Annotated in this window: 20 protein-coding genes; 9 read left to right on the top strand and 11 right to left on the bottom strand. The window is 63.8% G+C overall.

All coding sequences use genetic code 11. The features are described 5' to 3' along the window. Nucleotides 1-78 precede the first annotated feature (78 nt). Nucleotides 79-2115, top strand: a complete 2037-nt coding sequence (locus AB0366_RS22310) for a cutinase family protein (protein WP_209912162.1) — start codon at nucleotides 79-81, stop codon at nucleotides 2113-2115. 115 nt (nucleotides 2116-2230) lie between these two features. Here the strand turns inward: AB0366_RS22310 and AB0366_RS22315 are convergent, their stop codons facing one another. The 9 genes from AB0366_RS22315 to AB0366_RS22355 form a co-directional block, all read right to left on the bottom strand. Further along, the gene (locus AB0366_RS22315) at nucleotides 2231-2749 is read right to left on the bottom strand and encodes a single-stranded DNA-binding protein (protein WP_366238810.1); all 519 of its coding nucleotides are present in this window, start codon (nucleotides 2747-2749) and stop codon (nucleotides 2231-2233) included. A 195-nt stretch (nucleotides 2750-2944) separates the two neighbouring features. Further along, entirely contained in the window at nucleotides 2945-3601 is a 657-nt protein-coding gene (locus AB0366_RS22320; protein WP_366245857.1) for a hypothetical protein, read from the bottom strand. 180 nt (nucleotides 3602-3781) lie between these two features. Next, nucleotides 3782-4069, bottom strand: a complete 288-nt coding sequence (locus AB0366_RS22325; RefSeq protein ID WP_366245858.1) for a hypothetical protein — start codon at nucleotides 4067-4069, stop codon at nucleotides 3782-3784. Then, nucleotides 4066-4194 carry a hypothetical protein gene (locus AB0366_RS22330; protein ID WP_268793668.1) on the bottom strand — a complete coding sequence of 43 codons (129 nt, stop codon included), beginning with the start codon at nucleotides 4192-4194 and terminating at the stop codon, nucleotides 4066-4068. Before AB0366_RS22330 ends, AB0366_RS22325 begins: the two co-directional genes overlap by 4 nt. 46 nt (nucleotides 4195-4240) lie before the next feature. Then, nucleotides 4241-4609, bottom strand: coding sequence for a hypothetical protein (locus AB0366_RS22335; RefSeq protein WP_366245859.1), 369 nt, complete (start codon nucleotides 4607-4609; stop codon nucleotides 4241-4243). 270 nt (nucleotides 4610-4879) lie between these two features. Beyond that, nucleotides 4880-5881: a recombinase gene (locus AB0366_RS22340; RefSeq protein WP_366245860.1), complete on the bottom strand. Its 1002-nt coding sequence runs from the start codon at nucleotides 5879-5881 to the stop codon at nucleotides 4880-4882. Beyond that, nucleotides 5881-7041: a site-specific integrase gene (locus tag AB0366_RS22345; protein WP_057473034.1), complete on the bottom strand. Its 1161-nt coding sequence runs from the start codon at nucleotides 7039-7041 to the stop codon at nucleotides 5881-5883. Before AB0366_RS22345 ends, AB0366_RS22340 begins: the two co-directional genes overlap by 1 nt. Nucleotides 7042-7441: 400 nt before the next feature. Then, entirely contained in the window at nucleotides 7442-8086 is a 645-nt protein-coding gene (locus tag AB0366_RS22350; RefSeq protein WP_366245861.1) for a response regulator transcription factor, read from the bottom strand. Nucleotides 8087-8106: 20 nt separating this feature from the next. Beyond that, nucleotides 8107-9456 (bottom strand): ATP-binding protein, encoded by a 1350-nt coding sequence (locus AB0366_RS22355; RefSeq protein WP_366245862.1) that lies wholly within the window; start codon nucleotides 9454-9456, stop codon nucleotides 8107-8109. 142 nt (nucleotides 9457-9598) lie between these two features. On the opposite strand from AB0366_RS22355, the gene AB0366_RS22360 reads away from it, so the two are divergent. The 5 genes from AB0366_RS22360 to AB0366_RS22380 all read left to right on the top strand — a co-directional run bounded on the left by AB0366_RS22360 (nucleotide 9599) and on the right by AB0366_RS22380 (nucleotide 15118). Next, the gene (locus tag AB0366_RS22360; RefSeq protein ID WP_366245864.1) at nucleotides 9599-10249 is read left to right on the top strand and encodes a phosphatase PAP2 family protein; all 651 of its coding nucleotides are present in this window, start codon (nucleotides 9599-9601) and stop codon (nucleotides 10247-10249) included. 148 nt (nucleotides 10250-10397) lie between these two features. Next, nucleotides 10398-11207 carry a TnsA-like heteromeric transposase endonuclease subunit gene (locus tag AB0366_RS22365; RefSeq protein ID WP_366245866.1) on the top strand — a complete coding sequence of 270 codons (810 nt, stop codon included), beginning with the start codon at nucleotides 10398-10400 and terminating at the stop codon, nucleotides 11205-11207. Then, nucleotides 11195-13198: a Mu transposase C-terminal domain-containing protein gene (locus AB0366_RS22370; RefSeq protein WP_366245867.1), complete on the top strand. Its 2004-nt coding sequence runs from the start codon at nucleotides 11195-11197 to the stop codon at nucleotides 13196-13198. Before AB0366_RS22365 ends, AB0366_RS22370 begins: the two co-directional genes overlap by 13 nt. Continuing rightward, a complete protein-coding gene (locus AB0366_RS22375) occupies nucleotides 13188-14216 on the top strand; it encodes an ATP-binding protein (RefSeq protein WP_366245868.1) in 1029 nt (342 codons plus the stop codon). Before AB0366_RS22370 ends, AB0366_RS22375 begins: the two co-directional genes overlap by 11 nt. After that, entirely contained in the window at nucleotides 14213-15118 is a 906-nt protein-coding gene (locus AB0366_RS22380) for a hypothetical protein (protein WP_366245870.1), read from the top strand. Before AB0366_RS22375 ends, AB0366_RS22380 begins: the two co-directional genes overlap by 4 nt. On the opposite strand, the gene AB0366_RS22385 is transcribed toward AB0366_RS22380, so the two are convergent. Further along, complete coding sequence (locus tag AB0366_RS22385) at nucleotides 15094-15486, bottom strand: zinc-ribbon domain-containing protein (protein WP_366245872.1); 393 nt, start codon at nucleotides 15484-15486, stop codon at nucleotides 15094-15096. The genes AB0366_RS22380 and AB0366_RS22385 overlap by 25 nt on opposite strands. A 358-nt stretch (nucleotides 15487-15844) precedes the next feature. Between AB0366_RS22385 and AB0366_RS22390 the strand changes: the two genes are divergently transcribed. Then, the gene (locus AB0366_RS22390; RefSeq protein ID WP_366245873.1) at nucleotides 15845-16339 is read left to right on the top strand and encodes a TetR/AcrR family transcriptional regulator; all 495 of its coding nucleotides are present in this window, start codon (nucleotides 15845-15847) and stop codon (nucleotides 16337-16339) included. Nucleotides 16340-16802: 463 nt separating this feature from the next. Beyond that, a complete protein-coding gene (locus tag AB0366_RS22395) occupies nucleotides 16803-17639 on the top strand; it encodes a hypothetical protein (protein ID WP_366245875.1) in 837 nt (278 codons plus the stop codon). 103 nt (nucleotides 17640-17742) lie between these two features. On the opposite strand, the gene AB0366_RS22400 is transcribed toward AB0366_RS22395, so the two are convergent. Next, nucleotides 17743-18183: a hypothetical protein gene (locus tag AB0366_RS22400; RefSeq protein WP_366245876.1), complete on the bottom strand. Its 441-nt coding sequence runs from the start codon at nucleotides 18181-18183 to the stop codon at nucleotides 17743-17745. 143 nt (nucleotides 18184-18326) lie between these two features. Here AB0366_RS22400 and AB0366_RS22405 point away from each other — a divergent pair, with 143 nt between their 5' ends. Then, nucleotides 18327-19973: a hypothetical protein gene (locus AB0366_RS22405; RefSeq protein ID WP_366245877.1), complete on the top strand. Its 1647-nt coding sequence runs from the start codon at nucleotides 18327-18329 to the stop codon at nucleotides 19971-19973. Nucleotides 19974-20051: the final 78 nt, after the last annotated feature.

Consider the following 20051-nt stretch of genomic DNA (forward strand, 5'->3'; position numbering starts at 1 on the left):
GATAGGCTCGCGAGAAAGTACAGTTATTTGGGGCGACAATGTCGAGCACTCCGGTCGACAGATGAGGTGGGAGATGTGATGGCGGCTCGTTCGAGACTGAAGCTCGGTATGACCCGAGCGTTGGCGACACTGAGTGTCATGACGGTCGTCGCCGCGGGAAGTGCTGTTACGGGCCTCCAGACGGCAGCAGCCCAGACCCTCGGCGAGGGATGCACGGAATACATGGCCTACATGGTTCCTGGCACGACCGAAACGACCATCGATGCGGATCCGAGCAAGCCGGCTGGGATGCTGGCCAAGGTCGGGACGAAGCTCGAGCAGAAATTCGGCCAGAAGATCACCGTCGTCTATGTCAACTACTCTGCGAGCGCGTTCGACAAGGGCATGACGTACGAGGCCAGCGAAAGCAACGGCGTGCAGGCGACCGCCGGACTGATGGCGAAGTGCCCGACGTCGAAGATCGTCCTCGCAGGCTACAGCCAAGGCGCGCAGGTCGCCGGTGACGTCGCCTGGCACATCGGCCAGGGCCAAGGGCCGGTGCCGGCTGCCTCGGTTCGCGGTGTGGCACTTCTCGCAGATCCCAAGCGCGGATCCGAGAAGTTGGTCGGAGTGAAGCTGGCTGGCAAAGGTGTTGCTGGAGAACGCCCGGGCGGCTACGGCTCCCTCGAAGGGCGCATCAAATGGGTCTGCGACGAGGACGACATGTACTGCAACACCGACTCTTCGAACCCGTTCGTCGGGATCATGGGCAAGGCGGTCACCGGGGCGACCGACGAAACTGTTCCTCCACTCGACGGAACTGTCGGGCCGAGTGCTGGTGGCTTCGAAAACCTGGTCTCGGACTTCGGCGACACGGATCTGACAGCGGTGGGGGACAAAGCATCCGAGCTGAAGAACCGGACAGAGGCGCTCACCCGTGAGGGTGCAGGTCTGCCGAGCAAGGCACAGCTCGACAAGATCGGACAGCTGGCGGGGAGTCTGAACAACACGTACAGCTCCACGGCGGACATCAAGAACTTCGCCGATACCAGCGGCACCCGTGAGTTGCTCGGGGCAGAGAAGACGGGCACACCCGGCGCTCAGACCTCGGACGTGCTCTCCACTCTCGACGGGGTCGATCTCGGTGGTCTGATCTCGAACACGGCGTCCATTGCGGAAACGGTGGCCGGACTGACGTCGGGTGACACCAGCACTACCAACCTCGCCGGCGGCGGAGAGGCTCTCAAGTCTCTGGCGACGATGGGTCTGAACGTGGCCTCGCAGGGTGAGGCCCTGAGCAGCATGGACCGGTCCAACCTGACTGCCGCCACGGGAGTTCTCGGTGAGCTCAAGATCTCGACAGTGGTCGACACGGCGATGATGACGCTCACCACGGTGCTGTCGACCGATTTCGCGGCCATCGCCGCGAAGGTCAATCAGCTCGGGACCCAGCTCGCAGCCATGGACGCCAAGGGTGCACACGCCAGTGCCGGCGACCTGAACAACATGCTCGCACCTTGGGTCGATCTTGCCGCTGCTGGTAACACCAATGTCATGCCTATGGCTGCGAGCATGGTCGAACTGATTCCGGATCCGTCCGGTGGTACCAAGATCGCCGCCGAGGTGATGCGCATCCTCGCGAAGGTCGATGTCAAGAGGCTGGCCGACAATGTCGGTCAGGCCCAAGAGGTGGCATGGTCTGTTGTGGAAGGTAACGCGGCCGAGGCTGTCAAATTGGTGCCGATCGGCATAGACATTGGCATGGTCGGCCTGCAGTCGGTGCTCGGTGGAGTGATGGGCACTCCAGTTGAGAAGACCGGCACCAGCGCGGTCAGCGCCGGCGGGGGCGATCTGGTCTCGATGACATCTCAGCTCGTCAACAGCGTCGGTGGAGCAGGCGGTATCGACACCATCGGCAAGTTCGCGGGAGACATGATGGACTTCGGTTCGTTCATCGCCAGCGGCGTCCATACAAGCGCGTACACGTCGAAGACGTTGGTGGGCAACCTGAATTCGGTCGATTACATGGCCGAGTACTTCATAGTTCAGCTCGGCGGCAAGTCCGACACGAAGACGACGACGACCCCGCGGACGACTGCACCGGCCACCACTACATCGGGCAGCAGTGGCCGATGACGGTGCCACTCGGGTAATCGATACAGCAGAAAGCAACACCCCGTCCGGCTCGCGTGAGCTGGGCGGGGTGTTGTCGTATGTCCGTCTTTCTCTCTTGACCCCAGCAGGGGACCTGTCAGAAAGGAGGCTCTTCGTCCGAGCCGCCGCCGAAGGATCCGCCAGCAGGCGCATTGCTCCAGGGATCGTCATTCGCACCACCGCCGCTGCCCGAGCCGGTGCCGCCACTGCTCCCGCCGCCTCGGTAGGCGCCGCCTCCACCCCCGCCGCCACGAGATGCCTTGTTCACCTTCGCGGTGGCGTAGCGCAGAGAAGGCCCGATCTCATCGACTTCGAGTTCGACGACAGTTCGCTTCTCACCTTCACGTGTCTCGTACGAGCGCTGCTTGAGTCGACCGGACACAACCACCCGCGCACCCTTGGTGAGGGACTCGGCGACGTTTTCGGCGGCCTCACGCCAGATGTTGCAGCGCATGAATAGCGCATCCCCGTCTTTCCACTCGCTGGTCTGACGGTCGAAGGTGCGGGGCGTCGACGCCACAGTGAAGTTGGCGACCGCGGCCCCGGCCGGAGTGAACCGGAGTTCTGGGTCCGCTGTGAGGTTCCCAATGACGGTGATGACGGTGTCGCCTGCCATGTATAAACTCCCTGGATTCGGTTGTGCGAGTGCACTGATCGTAGCTGCTTTCTGCGTGGGTCGACAGGTACACCACCAAGCACTGAACTGTGTTGTCCAGAAACGCGATTCGCTCAGAACTACGTTTCGGCAGTATCCGTGTCGCGTCGTGCCGATCGGCGAGAATGTCTGCCGCTGTTGACGATATGTTCTGTGTCAGCGGATCGAGATACCTGTGTTGGTGCGCACTATCGTGACGACGGTACTCGGGCCGGGATCCCCGACTTCGTGCCGCAGTTCCCCCGAGAACTCGGACATGTCCGCGATGAGGATCTCATCGCTGTCACCGTCGGCGTAGTCGACGGCGACGGTGTCGTCGTAGAAGTAGCCGTTGTCCCATAGATCGGAGGTGATTTCGACTCGCCGAACAGTGCGGCCGGTCTTCTCCTCGATGTACGCGACGATCCGGTCCTGAACCTGTTGGAACGGATACTGGTCGGAGAAGTCGAGAGCTGCGACAACGTCGAGTTCGATCGTGTCCAGGTGTCGTTCCCACGCGCTGGAGTCGCCCGTCGGCAGCCGGTGCAGCATCGCGATCAGACTCGGTGCGATGTCTGCATCCACCGATAGCTTCTTCTCAATTCCGTCGACGTCGCACGCGACAGCGTCTCCGATGCACAGGTCACGAATGATGACCCGAGTCGCGGCGGGATACTGGGCTGTTGCCAGACGAGCGACTGTGTACGCCATGACCTTTCGCTCCTCATCGAGCAGCGAGTCGATCTCGTATTCGAGGTTGTGTGTGTGGCTGCGGATCAGTTGGCGTGTGGCTTCGGTGAACGGCATTGCCGAGGTGGTCGCGGGTGCGGACATGGGTGTACTCCAGTTCGTGTGGTGGGGTGCGGGCCGAAGTTCCCGACCACGCTTCCTTGATTGCTGTGCGGCTTGGATCAGCTATGGGCATGGCGAGCACCGCCCCCCAGCGCTGGGTCAGGGCGCTGAGGGGCGGGCGTTGTGGGGTGCGGGACGGACATGGACGCACCGAGGAGGAGGTCAGAAGGGCGATTCGGGCCGGTCGGTCGCGGCGATGAGAGCTGCGGTTACCTCACGGGCGGAAACGATTTCGGCTATGCGTTCGTCGCGGGTGAGATTGTTCCACCGATCGCATTCACTGCAGTCGTCGCTGTAGCTCTCGCAATCAGGGCAGTTCACGCCGAGGACCGCGTAGGAGTACGACATTCCGCCCGCACCCTCTCTGATCGAATTGCACGAGCACCGAAGCTGTTCTCTGGGTGTGTATTCCATGTCCGACAGGTCCGATTCGGTGATGTCGAGAGTCATTTGCTCCCCTCCACGCGGTAGCCGGCCTTTCGCATGATGTCGGCGATGCTGTCGAGGGTTTCGGGTGTCCAGGTGACACCGTCCATCAGTTCCTGGATTGCCAGTAGTGCAGCGTCTGAATTCATCGGTGAGTCCTCGTTGATGGTGGGCGACGAGCCAAGGGTGCGGCGGTCAATTCAAGATCAGGGCGATGGCCGTGGCCACTGGCCAGGCGCGCAGGTGACGGTGTTCATCAGCGAACTGGACTGCCATCTCGTTGACGCCGATGATGACGCCCGACACTGCGAAGATTTGTTCGTGGTGAGCAAAGAACACCGTCGCACTCACCGCTCCGAACCCGACAGTCAGCCGGGACGAGATCAGCTTTGCGACAACGTGTGGAGCACTGTGACCGTTAACGGCGCGGGCGATCGCGGCGGCAGAGGAGACGATTTGATCGAGAGCGGAGTCGAGCGAGACTGCGGCGGCCGAGTAGGGGCCGAATGCCGGGATGGCCCGTTCGGTGACCAGGCCTGCAGGTTCACGTGTCATGAGGTCCATCGGTGACTCCTTGGGATATCGGTCCAGTGAGAGGGGTGCGGCGGGCTTCCGACACGTACGCAGTCGAGGTGCGTTCAGCATCGGGGCTGCTATCAGCCACGCGTTTCTACGTGCACGTCCGGCCTGGGCGTTGCCCTGGCGGCTCTTCCGGCGATGGCATCTGTGCGCTCGTCCGGTCAGGCTCTCTTGCGGGGATTACCGGGGCTGCTGTCGGTTCTGACCGCCCGCTCGCGACTCTGCGCCTCCAAGGTCTGTTGCCCAGATGTGCTGTCAGAGTGCGCTATCGAGCACCGCAAGGAGCCGTTCGAGGATGGCGTCGGCTCGGTTTTCGATGTCGTCGAGTGTCGAAGTGACATCGGTCAGTGCTTCATGCGCCCGTCGGCGGGCCTCGATACCGGCCTCGTAGTGTCGATCGTCCAGCACTACCTCGGGGTACACGATCGGCTCGTATGCCGGGGCGTCATCGGTCCTGCGCGCAGTCCTGCGATGCGGGTGATGCGTGGCCGCTTGGCCATTCACGTGTGCAGCGAAGACTCGCGCGATCGATTGTGCCGATAGGACCGATTTTCCGAAGGGCGTGTGTCCCCAGCGGTCGATGGGCGTGAACAGCGGATCCGCCTGATGTTTGGCTGTGCGTTGTTCGGCAGCCTCGCTTGGCGGATAGCTGGTCGGCAAGGTGTCGGTGTCGAGACGGTCCGCGAGTAGTCGGGTGGAGGGGGCTCGGTCCTGGAACGCGAGGATCTCCGACCACTGTTGGTAGATCTGCGCAGGTGAGAGCGAACCGGGTAGATGGAACGGGGGGAGAGTGAGGGTGTGAATGCTTTCGACAACGAGGGTGTCATCGTCGATATGCAGGTCACAGCGACGTAGAGCGCTGATGTGCTCGAAGCTCAGGCCGGAGACGGCGAGAAGTAGAAGCAACCCGTCGCGTCGGCCGAACAGTCCCGCTGTCCATCCTGCGGTGGGCAAGTGATCGACGATCTCGGAGATTGTCGATCGAAGTTCCGACAATCGTTGCGCCCGAACCCGTCCGATCATCCGACGGATCGTGTCCGCATTGCCCGGCGCTGGCAGATCCGCGCTGCGATGCACGGTGTTCACAACAGTGATGCGGCGGCGCTGTGTGGCGAGAGCCGCGGGGTTCTCGGCGATGAACGCGCCAAGAGTGAACGGATCGGCGGGGAGGGCCACCATGTCGGCACCGGCGCACCAATCGTCGAACAGCGTCCATACGGGCCGGTCCTTCGTTCCGAGAGCGGGGACAGGACCCATCAGAGACCGATCTCGTTGACGGCGTTGTTCATGAGCGGAGCGTTCTCACGGGCGTAGACCTCGAGCATGTCGGTCGACTTGTGACCTGTCTGGCGCATGATCGAGTGAGCGTCGGCCCCGTTGCGAAAGGCCTGAGTGACGAACCCTGCACGCAGCGAGTGCCCGCCGAGGGAAGCAACCAGGTCTTCGTTGTATCCAGCGGCGCCGGCTCGACGCCGCACAGCGGCGTGAACGCTCGCACCGGACAGCGCGGTGGACGAGAGGTTTCCGTTCTTGGCGATGGATCGGAAGAACGGAGAGGATGCAGGGGTTCGCGGGCCAGTCGTTCGGCAGAGATGTTCGGTGAAGTCGGAGGGTCCGCGTAGGAGCCTGATCACCGCCGGCCGACCGCCGCGTTCGTGGGCAGCAACGACCTCCCACCATCGCATCGCGGCGCACGGCGGGCAGCTCTGGTGGGTGACAGTGAACGGCAGAGCTTTGACAGTGCCGCGCCCGCTCTGGTCGGTCTTGGATTTGCGCAGATGGACATGAAGTCCGTCGAGACGGTTGACGGAGACGTCGGCGCACCGTAGGTCCGCAAGCTCGCTGCGACGAAATGCGCCGGCGAACCCCATCAGCAGGAGAGCACTGTCGCGGCGCTCGAGTACTTCGCTCGCCCAGCCGGCGATGGTCTCGCGGGCGATCCCCACCATCGTCACGATGTCGGTGACGAGTAGTGGGGCCATCTGCTTGCGGGGGCGGTCGCCAGCAGAGGCATAGGTGCGGCGAATTCCCGACAGAGTCGCACGGACGGCCTCGTGGTCGGTAGGGCTGATGTGTCCGTTCGTGCGGTGGGTGTGCGCGATCGCGGCCATCCACTTCGAGAGTGTCGCAAGAGCGAAGACGCGGTCACCGTCGGAAGTGAAGGTGTCTGATGCCTCGACGAGGTAGGCGGCGACGGTGACCGGATGCGCGGGGAGCGCGATGTGCCCGTTGGTGCGGCACCAATCGTCGAATCGTCGCCAGGCCGAGGTGTAGGCCTTCAGCGTCCCGGCCGAGCGCGAGGCGGCCATCGACTGCACGATTCTCGCGGCCACGGCGTCAGACAGCTGCGGGGGGACGGCCGCAGAGACCTCGTTGGTCACGCTGACAGGGGCCGGTACTTCAGGTCGAGACGCCATAAGCCCACCGTACAGAGCCCCACCGACACTCTGTTATGGGAAAAGTGTGCTGAGGTGGGGTTTTGCAGGAGACGCTGCGGGAAACAAAATTCTCCTTAGTGAGCGCGCTTGAAACAGGAGTGACAACCAAGCGCCGATCGGAGGCACGATTTCGGGGGCTTATGCGATGTCGTGATTGTGAAGTGACACGCTAGTTGTCTACTTGACAGCCTTTCTGTCCAATCGTGACTGGAGTTTGTCCAACGCCTGCTCCGCTGGTCAGGCAGTTCCGGTCACGGAGTCGTACCGCCGGAAGGTCTCTAGCCAGTGGACTGTTGTTGTTGCAATAGAATTGACTGTGGCTTCGGTTATAACGAGGTCGAGCCCGCTTGGTCACCTGCAAAGCACCGTTCAGCGATGGTCAGGCCTGGCCTGCACGTACCGCAACGAGCGCGACCTCGACCCGGTTGCGTGCGCCTGTGGCCCTCAAGATCGAAGTCATGTGCGTCTTGACCGTGGCCTCGGCCATGAACAGGTCGGCAGCGATCTCCGCGTTCGAGCAGCCCCTGCCAACCAGTCGGATCACGTCCTGCTCACGAGCGGTCAGCCGGTCGAACAGCGTCCGGGCCTGCTGGGCCTGACCGAACCCGGCGAGCTGGCCTTCTTCCAAAACCCGGCGGACCACAGCTGGAGAGAAGAACGCGCCACCGGAGGCTGCAGCGTGGACGGCCATGAGCAGCTCGCGCGGACTTCCTGCCTTAAGAACGAACCCGTCGGCCCCGAGCACGATGGCCTGAGAGACGTATTCGTCCTCGCCGAACGTCGTGACGAACACGTACCGCCCACCGAGGCCCTCGCGCCGGGCCTGGGCCAAGGCCTCCAGGCCCGAGGTTCCAGGCATCCGCACGTCCAACAGAGCGACGTCGACACGGCGGGAGCGCAGAACGTCCAGGGCCTGCTGACCGTCGCCGGCCTGCGCGACAACTTCGATGCCGGGGTCGGTGACCAGCAGACCGACAATCCCTGCTCGCACCAGAGGCTCGTCGTCAGCTACCAGGACGCGCACAGCAGTATTCTCCACAACACTCATCGTCCTTGACCGGCCAGCAGCGCAGTCGAGGCCAGGCGGTCTCCAACGAAGCAGACTCGGTAGACGTCGCCGGACTGGTCTGCCAGCCAGTCAGTTTCCACGGCGTAGTCGTGGCACTCGGCCCCTGCCGGAGAGGACGGAACAGGCAGGAGCTCGTGGTCGGGCAGTAAAGCTTGAGCGTCCGAGCGAGACATGCCCTGATTTAAACGGGCGTAGTCCTCGGCAGTCAGCAGAGCGCGACGTGCCTCGGCCTGGGCGAAGAGCTGTAGCCCACCGAGCACAACCACCGAGCACACCACCAGGCCGGCCGCGATGAGCATCGTGCGCCGTCCGACCTTGACGGGAGGCCGCTCTGGCTCTGGGGCGACTGCCCGGTGATCGACGGGCGGCACCAGAGCCTCCATTCGAAACACGTCGTCCCGCAATCCAGCCTCGAGAGCACCGCCGACGTCCTTGAGAACCTGCTTGAGGGCACTCAGCCCGGTACCAGACCCCGTACCGGGCTCCGATCCTGCAGCGGCCACTGGGTTGGTCACCTTCACTCGTGCGGTCCCGTCGGCCGTGGTCTCGATATTCACGGTGATCGCGGCACCCGGAGCGTGCTTGGCCGCGTTCGTCAGCGCCTCACGGACCACCCTCACGACCCTGGACTCGTCGGCACCGGAGCCGGTGCGGCCTTCGAGAACGACCGACGCCCCCGCGGCCCGGAACTGGTCGATTACGCCTGCCAGATCTGCCTCGCTCTGAGGGGCCAGACCGGGCACCTGCCCGCTGCGGAGCATTCGCACGGAGGCCCCCAGCCGGCCGACCGCGTCGGTGAGTTGCTCGCGCGCAGTCTCCACGGTCTTCCGTGCGGCATCATGTTGAGATTCATCCAGCTCGAGCTTCCCCAGGTTCAATGCGACCAGGCTCAGCGCGTGCCCCAGGTCGTCGTGCAGGATCCCTGCCAACGCCAGCCGCTCTGCGTCCCGCTCCCGCTGCTTCCGTTCACGGCGCTGCTGCCGTTCCTGTTGCGCCTGCTCCGCTGCCTGGGCCCGGACCTGAGAACGTAGCCGCCACGCAAGGCCAGCCAACCACGGCAGGCCCACCCAGGCCAGTGCAAACACCAGCTCCCGCGCCCCTTCCGCCCACGAGGAGAGCCCGGCCGCCGCGAGCAGCGCCGTCCCGGTCGTTCCGGCGACTGCCGCCGTCATCAGCCAGCGAGTCCCGTGCTGACCGGCGCCCAACACGAGAGCGGCCAGGATCGCTAGCAGCGTCGTCCACGGACCCGGTGCGTGGAGCGTGAGGACAGCGGCTACAACGATCGCGCCCAGCAGGCTGAGCGCGGTGCGCGTAGAGGAGGTCATGCCATCCATCCTGCTGGGTCTCGTCCGCATCCGGATCAGCCTCGGGTACGACGCCTGCATAACCCGCCTACGACCCAGGTCGTAGAGAACAGTCACCGTGGGCCTGATTCGCGAGGATTAGCGGGATTTTAGCGTCGAAGACATGCCTCAGAACTCGCCGCCCGTCCTCGCCCGGGCCCTTCCCATTGCCGTGCTCTTTGCCCTGTTAGCCGTGTTGGCCTGGCCGGTACGTGCAGACTTATACCTCGCCGTCGCCCCGGCTGTCGCGGGCTCTGCTGCAGCCTCGGTTGTCGCGGACGTAGCTTCTTACGGGCTGCTCGCGCTGGTTGCCCTGGCCGGGCTTCTTGCCCTCTGGTCCCTGGTGCGCGACCGTGCCGCGTTTTGGCGGCTGGTGTGCGGAGGCGTCGGCGCGATCAGCGCCTACGCGATCAGCGAGGCTGTGAAGCTGCTGGTGAGCGAGGAACGCCCCTGCCGCGTGTGGGACGTGGCCACAGCTTTGGCCTGCCCCGAGGTCGGGGACTGGTCCTGGCCCTCGAATCACTCCGTCCTGGCGGCCGCGTTCGCCACCGCCTGCATCGTCTCCGTGCCCCGCACCGCCTGGTTCGCGGTCCCTGCCGCGCTGCTGGTCGGTGTCTCCCGCCTGGCCGCAGGCGTCCACTATCTGCACGACGTCGCCTCCGGGTTCGCCCTGGCCGTCCTGCTCGTGTCCCTGTTCGTCGCGCTCTTGCGTGCGGCCGTCGGTCGTCTGCCGCGCACCTGGACGTCCCCTCGACTCCGCGACCACGAGTCGTAGTGATCGTGCACCCGCAGCCTTCTATGCTCTGCGTGACCTACATACCGAGCGGGCCGCGGGACGACGACTTTCATTCCTGAACAAGTTGCGGCCCCAGCAACAGTGTCGGACAGGCGAGAGATCGCCCCCGCGACCGGAGGACTCCCCCATGACCGAGAGCTCGACCACGCTGGTTGGGACGTCCTCGCTGCAGGCCCGGTCTCTGGCCACGCGGACGGAGGACGGCTTGGATGCCGTGCAGTGGCGTCGCCATGACGGTGCCGTCCGCATGGCGCGTCCCTCGCCGGAACTGCTGCATGAGCGGCTGTGGGAGAACGAGCCAATCCGCCGGGGCGTGCAGTACCAGAACCGACTCAACCAGCACGGCCTCTACTACTGGCCGCGGACCGGGCGGCATCTCTGGTACGAATCTGCGCTCGAATTGGCCTGCCTGGTCGACCTCGACCACCAAGGGGAAGCGGTCCAGGTTGCAACTCAGCCGTTCCGGCTGCTGTTCCGGCGCGGGGCCGAGGCGGTCTACCACGACCCGGACTTCTTCGCCGTCAACGAGAACGGTGATCAGGTGGTCTACGACGTGAAGCCAGCTGCACGGATCAATGAGAAGGCGCGGCAGCAGTTCGCCGCGACGGCCCTGGTCTGCGCTGACGTCGGCTGGCGATACGAGGTGCTGTCGGAGGCCAACCCAACGAGGACAATCAACTTGGGCTTCCTTCGTGCGGCCCGGTTGACGCGCTGTCACCCGTCCTGGGAGGTGTTCGTGCGGTTGCTCGACATCTTCGAGGCCGGACGATTCCTCGGAGAGGGAGCGGCAATGGTGAACCGGCGTCACCCGGCGTTGGCGATGCCGTACCTCAAGCACCTGATCTGGCACCGCCACCTGAGCGTGGACCTCGACCAGCCTCTCGACTTCGATACCACCGCCACCACGACTTCGGAGGGTGAACCGTGCTGCGGCTGAGCCTGGGTGACCTGATCGAGTGGCACGATGTGGAGTACGTCATCGCAGCAGCCACCGCCTCGGGGACACTGGTGCAACGGCTCGTGGATGGGCAGCGGGTCTGGATCGACCTGCCCACTCTCTCGGCACGCGGCGAAATCAAGGTCACTGGGAAACAGAGATCCACCGACGACGACAAGCCCGCCGAGTTCGCCGCATTCACTTGCGAGGAAGTGGAACGTGCCCGCTGGTGGGAGCCGCACCTGAACGAAGTCATGTACGGCGTCCCCGACCCCCACGACGACACCTCAACGCGCCGAACGGGATACGACGACCCGAGCAAGATGAAGCGACGCGAGTTGAAGGCACAGGAACTCGCGGCAGCGGGTATCAACGTCACCATCCGCACACTCGGCCGCAAGGAGAAGCAGTACCTCGCCCACGGCGTCCACGGCCTCATCGATCGCCGCATCACCGGCCATAAGACGGTCGCCCCGAATGTCGACCACAGGGTGGCCGAGGCGGTGATCGGTGTCCTGGAAGACACTAAGACCGAGAGCACCGTCTCGGTCGCCACGCTCATCAACCGTGTCCGAGCACGGCTTCGGATGCGACACCAGGACGAGGGCATCGAGATACCGTCGGCCCGGACACTGCGCAGGCTCATCGACGCCTACGACACCCGTGGCTTGGCCCGTGGGAAGGCCACCACTCGCCGTTCTGTGGGCAACCGCCCGGACCGGAGTGCGGCGCCCATCTCGGCCACGTCTCCCGGCGAGGTGGTGGAGATCGACTCGACCCCGGTGAACGTGCTGTGCCTGATGCCGGACGGCAAGGTCGGCAGGCCGGATTTGACGGTGTCGACGGATGTGGCGACCCGCAGTATTTTAGGGTTCTCGATGGTGCCCACCGGTGCCTCCGGGGTGGAGCACGCCGACCTGTTGGCCCGCATGCTGCGGCCCCGGCAGTGCCGCCCCGATGCGCCGGCGTGGATGCGCCTGGAGGCCTCCGAGGTACTGCCGCACGAGCAAATGACCGCGCTCGACGAACGTCAGCGGGGTGCCCTCGCGGTGCCGTACATCGTGCCGGAGTCGATCACCACGGACCGAGGCGCGGACTACCTGGGGCCGACGTTCGTCTCGGCCTGCCGGCACTTCGGGATCAGCGTCCGGCAGGCCCCGCCGCAGTCGCCGACGTACAAGACCCACATCGAAAGACTGCTCGGATCGATCGACACGCTGTGGATGCAGAAGCAACCCGGCTACGTTGGCAACAGCCCGGTCAACCGGGGTCAGATCTCCCACGACGGGCTGCTGACGCTACGGGAGTTGGCGGACTCGTTCGAACAGTGGTGGGTGCAGGTGTGGCAGAACCGCCCCCACGACGGGCTGCGGGACCGTGACGTACCCTCGCGGAAGTTCACACCGAACCAGATGTACGCCGCCATGTTCGACGCCAGCGCGGGCATACCGGTGCCGATCGACGAACACACCTACATCGCCCTGATGCCCGTGCATCGCCGGGTGTTGCAACCCGGCGCCGGGTTCAAAATCAACAACCTCACCTACCGGTCCGGCGATCTCCAGCCGCTGATGAAGATGCGGCCCGGCACGAAGGACGGAAAGTGGGAGGTCCGCTGCGATCCCTACGACCCCGACCGCGCCTGGGTGGCCCACCCCGACACCGGACACTGGATCGAGTGTGTCTCGGACTCCTACCGGCTCGAGGTGTACCCGTTCGCCTCCGCGCTGCGCCGCCTCCGCAACACCGCCGAGGCCGGCGGCGACGTGCAGGACGAGTGGGCTGAGCAGACCCTGGCGAACCAGCCGACCGGATTGTCGACCAAGCGCGCCGCGAGGAAGAAGGCCGTGTCCGAACAGCGCACACGCGACAACGAACCGCGACCGGCACCGATCGCCGACCCGGCACCGCCCCAGCCCGCCAGAACAGCAACCGTGGCTGACGAGTTCCGACTGGTGTCCCCGGACGAGGAGTTGTGGAATGCGACCTGACCCCAAGAGCACCCTGTCGGGTCTGCGCCAGCGACTCGACCACCGATTCACCCAGCCCGACCGACTGGACCGCGCCGCCTACCAGGCGCTCGATCGGGACGATCGGTGGAGCTACGACAGTCTCCGCCTGCAGTGGTTCGGCGCCGGATTCTGGTTGAAGACCGCCGACACGATGAACCTGCTGCGGTCGGTCAAAGGCTACCTGCGCACCACCCACGAGTACGCGGTCGGCGAACGCAACATCGTGCTGGACGGTCCCGCGAACGTCGGGAAGACCACCATGCTGCTGCGGCTGGCCAGGGAGGTGGAGATGGCCCAGGCCCGGATGAACCCCGACTACCGCCGACACGGCCACGTCCCGGTGGTCTACATCGAGGCCGCACCGCGCTCGACACCGAAGATGATCGCCGCCGCGATCCTCGACTTCTTCGGCACACCGGTCGGAGAACGCCGCACCCAGCGGGAACTGGTGGGCAACGCCACCGACCTCATGATCGCCCGAGGAACCCGGTTGCTGATCGTGGACGAGCTGCAGATGCTCCGCCTCCACGGACCGCACGGGGACGACGCAATGGACACACTCAAGTCGATCATCAACAACGCCGGCGTCGTCACCGTCCTCTCCGGCATCGACCTCACCAGCAAACTCGCCTCCCGCGCCGCCGAGCAAATCATGGGCCGCGGCGAAATCCTGCCCCTGCGTCCGTTTTCCTACGCCTCCGATACCGACCGCGACCGCTGGGCCGCGCTACTGCTGCGGTTCAGCGAGGAGATGCACCTCGTAGACGACGAGCCGGACCGGCTGCTGGAATTCGCCGACCCACTCCACGCGCTGACCGCGGGCCGGATCGGGAACCTTCGCCGCGTGCTTTCGCGCGCACTGTCAGTGGCGATCGACGAGAAGCCCACCCCCGATGCACCCGAGGTGATCGTCGAGGAGCACATCTTCGGGGCGGCCGGCGCTGGCGCGGTACTTCCAGAGTCCGGCAGGAAGAAGCGCCGCAGCGCAGTCGCGTGACTCCCCTCGCCTTCAAACCCCAGCTGGTGTACGTGCGCCCGCACCACTTCGAGACGCCGCATTCCTACCTGGACCGACTGTGCGCGGTGAACATGATCGACCGCCCCCTGGTGAACTCAGTGATCCGCAAGCGCCGCAACAAAACCGGGCGAAAGCACCACCTGGCGCGCGCGATCGACGAACTCGGCGGCCCGCACGCCACCCACTTCGTCCGCTCGTATCTCCGTGCCACCCGCACGCCGCAGGGCGCCGCCGACACTCTCCTCACCGAGACCTACCGCAAGCGCAGCACCGGCATCCGTTATGCCTGCACCTACTGCACCGCAGGGCATTCGGTGCCCACGTTCGACCACCACCAGTTCTCGATCTGTCTCAAGCATGGACGCTGGCTCGCACCAGACCACGGTCACGAGTTCCAGCGGCAGGTACCCGGCGACGGCGAGTGGGTGCGGGCGGAGCGCCGGTATCGGCGTGCGATCTCGACCGGTCTGCTCACCCGGCACCTCGTGGACGCCACCTGGCGGATCGTCCGCGACCAGGCCACGGTCCTCGGGCCGCCCTCCTGGACCGGACATCTGAGCGCCGCCGAAGCCCGGCCCGGGTTCGTGGACGGGGTCGATGACCGGCTCGCCCTCTACCCGCAGACCACACGAGTGCTGCACCTACTGTCGAGGCCCCGCACCTGGGAGGCCATCGACGCCCTGTTCCGCAGCCCCGAACACCTCCGTGCGTACCTGCGCCGTGAACTTGTCTGGGTCACCGGTGCGCAGTGGGTGCTGATCGAAGCCCTGACCGAAGAGGTGATTCGTTCCCGAAGTGCGCGGCTACAGCAACTCGGAATGCTGCTCCGTCCGCACCTGGAAGACAATTTACGACGTCACTCTTCCTTCGCGACAATATGATCCGAACTCTCGACGTCCGCGAGTAGCCGATCGGCCCACTGGCACTGGGCATTGACGTCGCGGGCAGATAGTGGGTATCGCGTGGCTTCCCGCGTCCACTCCGCCGCCTCCTGCGGGTGCGTGGTCGCCAGGTCGTTGACTCCGGGCCGCGTCCGCTCTCCCGTGCACACCGGACAGTCCGCACCCTTGCGCGCCCTCCGCGACGGAGACTCTTGCCACGAGTGCCCGCACGGTCCGAGCCACCACACCAACCGGCTACTCGAGAGCTGCGCCTGCGACGGCACCAGGCCACGATTGAGCGTCGGATGCCACTGCTGCGCGAGGTAAGGTGCCACCGATTCGACACTGTCGATGTCGGATTCGGTCATCGGTCGCTCCTTCTCGTGGCTGCAACACGCGCATTGTCGGTCACGAATACATCGGCGGCCTCCCCAGCGGCGGGCGGAGCGCTCGGAGCACCGACAGTTGCAGCATGCGAGGTCAGACCCGATCGGCCAACAAGGACACCCCGCGAGATCCTCCCGCCGTTATCGCCTGGGCTCGTCAGCATGCGGCTTACCGGCGATTCGTCTCCTCGGACACCAAGCGGTAGATGACATAGCCGGAGAACCACAGCACCATGCCTACGCAGAGCGCGAGGAGGATGTCGAAAAATATCACCATGGATGTTCCTATCCCAGAAAGTTTCTCCACGTGGAGAGGGTAGGTTCACGTTAACCTCTCCACATGGAGAAGTCCACGCGAGAATCCCTGCTCGACGCCGGTTTGGAACTACTCGGTAGTGTCGGGTTCCGAGGCTGGTCGATGCGAGGTGTCGAAGACGAGGCCGGCGTCCCTCATGGCAGCGCGCGGCACCATTTCACGAACCAGCGTGGTCTGGTCCTGGAGATGGTTCGCCATCTGCTCGAATCAGACTTACCGTCAGCGGATGAGACCCCCAGCCAGCAGATCGCGCGGTGGCTCGACTCAGAGGCCGGTCGAACCCGGGCTCGCTACGAACTTGTCGTCGCCTCATTTCACGACGCGGAGCTTGCCGAGGAACTGATTCGTGGCCGAGACCGCCTCGTCGCGATTCTGTGTGAACGCGGTTTGACACTGTCCGATGCCGCCGCGCTTGCAGCCGCGCTCGACGGAATGGTGCTCGACGCCCTTCTTCGGCGACTCCCGTCCCACTCGGTCGACCCACAGCGCCTTATCGATCGATTCCGCACGAGTACGTAGCAAGATGGCCCGTTCACCGGGGACCTGCCACGAGGGCAGACCTGATCGGCCAGTCCTACGCGTTGGACAATTTCAATGGCACAACGTGCGCGAAGACCGACGAATCTCGATCATTGGACAGGATAGTTGGCACACCGACCCACACTCCAGCCGCAAATCGTTGGACAACTACCTGGTTCGATTGGCCAACTTCAAAGGCACTTCACAGTGATGCACGACGATTGCCCAGCGACGCACTATCTGCTGTAACCACGCGTCACCTGCAGGAACGCACACCGAAGATGCGTGCGGCAGTTATTTGTCGGGTCGGCCTTGTAGGAAGTGTCGCGAGCACCCTTGGTAGCTTCGTCTGGTCGATCGCCGATCGACGTTGGGGCCTTGACCAGGATCGCGACGCGATTCGCCCCCTCGCGGTCTGCGTCGATTGCGACCTTGAGAAAAGATGAGCGATCGGAGAGCGGCAGTGCCGGACGAAGTCATCAAACGATTGGATCCAACAAAAGACACACTGGCGATTGTGTACCTCTACTCAGGGAACCAATGCGCGTTTCCGGACTGCGGTGTCGCAATGTTCCAGGATGGCAAGTACGTCGGCGAACTCTGCCATATAGAGGCGGCGTTGGAGAAAGGCGAACGCTTCAACTCGAACTCGACGAATGACGAACGTCGGCAGGAGTCGAATCTGATGCTGATGTGTGGACCTCACCATCGTATTACGGACGATGTCGATGAGTATCCGGTCGAGCGGATGCGCCAGCTCAAAGCTGATCACGAGCGACCGTTTCGTGAGGGCTTCAACAACTTGCTCCTGCAAGAGATCCGCGACCACTCTGCGGCCGATGTTCTCGTGCCGGCGAAGACTGCTGCCGCGCTGTCCGATTTCTACTTGTTGGGGCTCAGTCCCGAACAGACACAGGCCGAGGTGGAGTACTGGCGTCAGTTCGGTGAGGTCCTAGCTGGTGTGACCAGATATGCCCGCGTGCTGCTCGCTATCGCAATCAAGCATGCCCACCGGAATCGGGACTGGGGGTTGACCGTTCCGGAATTGAGTCGACGAACACAAGAGTCGGAAACGCGGATCGCTGAGTTGGCGCTGGAGCTGGAGCACAGTGGAATTGCGTATGTGAATTTCGATCCCGAGTGGTACGAACACACATTTCCTATGTTCGTCATCGGTGCAAAGTTCGACGAACAGCTGGGGACGTTGGAGGGCTATGCGACTGGTGTCGGTATCGATCTGACAGAGATTCTCGTCGCACTCCGGTTCGATCTGCTCGACTCCAAGGACGGCTACGAGTAGTCGCCAATCTGTACCAATCTGACTGACCGTCACACAGACGAAAAACGGGGCCTGTCCGTTGTTCCGGACAGGCCCCGCCTTCGGTAACGCGATCAGGATCCGATCAGCAACTGCTGTACTTGCCACCTGTTGCGGCCCGCACGATCCACGGAGACTTGCAGGCGACACCAACGACGTAGTTGACGATGGACCTACCCCACGAGGTGCTCTGGAGAACCCACGTCGTCGGGCAGTAGCCCACAACGAAGGCGAGCACCTGCCACTGCTTGGCGTTGAGAAGACCCACACACCCGTAGGCGTTGTAGTTCGACGCCAGCTGAATGTCACCGGCACCGACTGTCCGGATCGACGGCGCAGCATCGACGGTCTTGCTCGTCGATGCGTCGATGGTCTGCTCAGCGGCGATCTGCGGCGACGCAGATTCGTTCAGCGTCGAGACGCCGGACGATCCGAACAGTGCCGTGGCAGCGATCGCTGCCACGACCGTTGCGGTCACCACGAGCAACCAGAGTTGAGTTTTGACGGCTGAAATGACGGTGTTCATCGTGTGTCCCTCCGCGTTGGCCGGTCGGGTTGACCAGCGCATGAGAAGCTTTACAGACGTCGCGCAGTAGCAAAACCCAAGTCGGCGATATGTACATTCGAAGTCCGCGAGTATCCATAACGATGTCGTAGGTTGGAGTAGGTATGAGTCAGGTATCCAGGGCTTCTTCGGCAGGACGAAGAGACAGTTCCACGGCGATAGACCGCCGAAAGGAGCGAACCCTCCGCGACATCTACACCTGCGCAGCGCGACTCGCGGCGAGTGAGCAGCTGGACGGCATGAGCATGAAGGACTTCGCTGCAGCGGTGGGAGTGGCGGTCAACACGGTCAAGCGGAACGGCTTCGAGCACGTGTCGGACGTCGCTGAATCATTGGTCGAGAACCCCGAGGTCATCGACATAGCGTTGACACCGGCCGCAATTGACCATCTCAAGGTAGCCGGCCGACAGAGCGCCGCTCGATCGAAGAGGGCCGCCGTCCATCGAGCCCAGCAGATCGCCTCCGACATCAAGGGGAGGGTCCAGCACGGACACCACAACGTCGGGTCGGCTATAGGGAAGCTCGAACGTGAACATGCACGGCTGGCCCGTGATCACGCCGACGAGGGTGCCGTGCTGGCTGAAATGAGCAATGTTCTCGCCGAGCTGCACCTCGACCAAGCCACCGCCGATTCGACCGGAGAATCCTTCGGTAAGGCCTACTCCTGGGTCGACTCCGGCATCAGGGAGTTTCAGAACGACAGTCGCTCCAGAAACTTCACTCTGGGAGTGAAGCTGACCCAGAACGGATTGAGGGCGATTCGCGGCTTGATCGACCAGATCAACAGGGGCCTGCCCGCTGAGCCGTCGGAGAGCGACATCAAGGAAGCCCGCCTTGCAGTGGCACCCCATTTTTCGAAGGTCGCGCTGTTGATGGCAACCGAGCAGAGGTACTGCACGAAGCTCAATCATCCTGTCGGAGCCGCGAATGCAGAATTTCACCGCAGACGCGCCGAGGCTCTTCTCGTCGGCGGCGACGCCGGGGAGCGCGAGGAGATCGGCGCAGTTTTCGAGATGGGCCGAGTGTTGCGACGTACGACCACACGCATTCCCGATGACGTGCTGAGAACGTTCCTGCCGAGACTGTGTGCAACGCAGGTGGCCTATCCGGACAGAATGGTTGCCGAGGAGCACAAGGAGCTTGATTCCATACGCAGGCATCTCGTCGATGCAATCGACGGAGAGAAGTCGAAAGCAATGAAGCGCGCAATACAGACGTTGTTTGCCTTAGCGGAGGTCGATCTCGGCAGATGCGAGGCTGCCAGCGAACGCCCGCCCGACCATCTGTCGGATCTCGTTGTTGTCACCACGTTCGGAGCTATCGGTCGAGTGCTCGTTGCGGATCATCTCCTGCGTGCAGCCGAGACGGCCGGTACGCAGAATGCGCTGTACGAGGAAAGCGATTTTCTGTCGATCAGTGGGCATGACTTTCGCCGAGCTGCCCGGTACTGGTATCGGAAAGCTCCGAGGAACATGAATGTCAGCGGAGCGTCATTCAAACTCTCCGAACGTGCCCGGGACTCGTTGCACTCGAGTGGCCTGGCGAGCGAGAGCGAACCGGATCGGTGGGCGATCCTCGACGAGGACTCGGATGGATTGAATATGTACTTCCTCAAGCAGCTGGCGGTCGGGGCTGTCACCAGCAAACCGCCGACCAAGAAGCAGGCGGAGAACCTTCTGGACGAACTCGAGCCGTTCCTCACCGTTCTTCGCTCGATAAGCCAGGGCACAACCGAACCAGCATTCAGGTGACGACAGTGGTACCTACTGACGGTCACAAGTGCCGTGGTCCGGTCCAGGAAAGAAGAACGCCGCCTCGTGGGATGCGAG

The sequence above is a fragment of the Rhodococcus sp. NPDC076796 genome (assembly GCF_040702765.1).
Classification (GTDB): Bacteria; Actinomycetota; Actinomycetes; order Mycobacteriales; family Mycobacteriaceae; genus Rhodococcoides.

Excerpts from the sequence above, each read along its gene's own strand:
- AB0366_RS22390 (WP_366245873.1), top strand. The coding sequence starts at position 15,845 with ATGGAGAAGTCCACGCGAGAATCCCTGCTCGACGCCGGTTTGGAACTA.
- AB0366_RS22315 (WP_366238810.1), bottom strand. The coding sequence starts at position 2,749 with ATGGCAGGCGACACCGTCATCACCGTCATTGGGAACCTCACAGCGGAC.
- AB0366_RS22355 (WP_366245862.1), bottom strand. The coding sequence starts at position 9,456 with ATGACCTCCTCTACGCGCACCGCGCTCAGCCTGCTGGGCGCGATCGTT.
- AB0366_RS22405 (WP_366245877.1), top strand. The coding sequence starts at position 18,327 with ATGAGTCAGGTATCCAGGGCTTCTTCGGCAGGACGAAGAGACAGTTCC.
- AB0366_RS22325 (WP_366245858.1), bottom strand. The coding sequence starts at position 4,069 with ATGACTCTCGACATCACCGAATCGGACCTGTCGGACATGGAATACACA.
- AB0366_RS22340 (WP_366245860.1), bottom strand. The coding sequence starts at position 5,881 with ATGGGTCCTGTCCCCGCTCTCGGAACGAAGGACCGGCCCGTATGGACG.
- AB0366_RS22330 (WP_268793668.1), bottom strand. The coding sequence starts at position 4,194 with ATGAATTCAGACGCTGCACTACTGGCAATCCAGGAACTGATGGACGGT.
- AB0366_RS22345 (WP_057473034.1), bottom strand. The coding sequence starts at position 7,041 with ATGGCGTCTCGACCTGAAGTACCGGCCCCTGTCAGCGTGACCAACGAG.
- AB0366_RS22400 (WP_366245876.1), bottom strand. The coding sequence starts at position 18,183 with ATGAACACCGTCATTTCAGCCGTCAAAACTCAACTCTGGTTGCTCGTG.
- AB0366_RS22335 (WP_366245859.1), bottom strand. The coding sequence starts at position 4,609 with ATGGACCTCATGACACGTGAACCTGCAGGCCTGGTCACCGAACGGGCC.
- AB0366_RS22360 (WP_366245864.1), top strand. The coding sequence starts at position 9,599 with ATGCCTCAGAACTCGCCGCCCGTCCTCGCCCGGGCCCTTCCCATTGCC.
- AB0366_RS22310 (WP_209912162.1), top strand. The coding sequence starts at position 79 with ATGGCGGCTCGTTCGAGACTGAAGCTCGGTATGACCCGAGCGTTGGCG.
- AB0366_RS22385 (WP_366245872.1), bottom strand. The coding sequence starts at position 15,486 with ATGACCGAATCCGACATCGACAGTGTCGAATCGGTGGCACCTTACCTC.
- AB0366_RS22375 (WP_366245868.1), top strand. The coding sequence starts at position 13,188 with ATGCGACCTGACCCCAAGAGCACCCTGTCGGGTCTGCGCCAGCGACTC.
- AB0366_RS22365 (WP_366245866.1), top strand. The coding sequence starts at position 10,398 with ATGACCGAGAGCTCGACCACGCTGGTTGGGACGTCCTCGCTGCAGGCC.
- AB0366_RS22320 (WP_366245857.1), bottom strand. The coding sequence starts at position 3,601 with ATGTCCGCACCCGCGACCACCTCGGCAATGCCGTTCACCGAAGCCACA.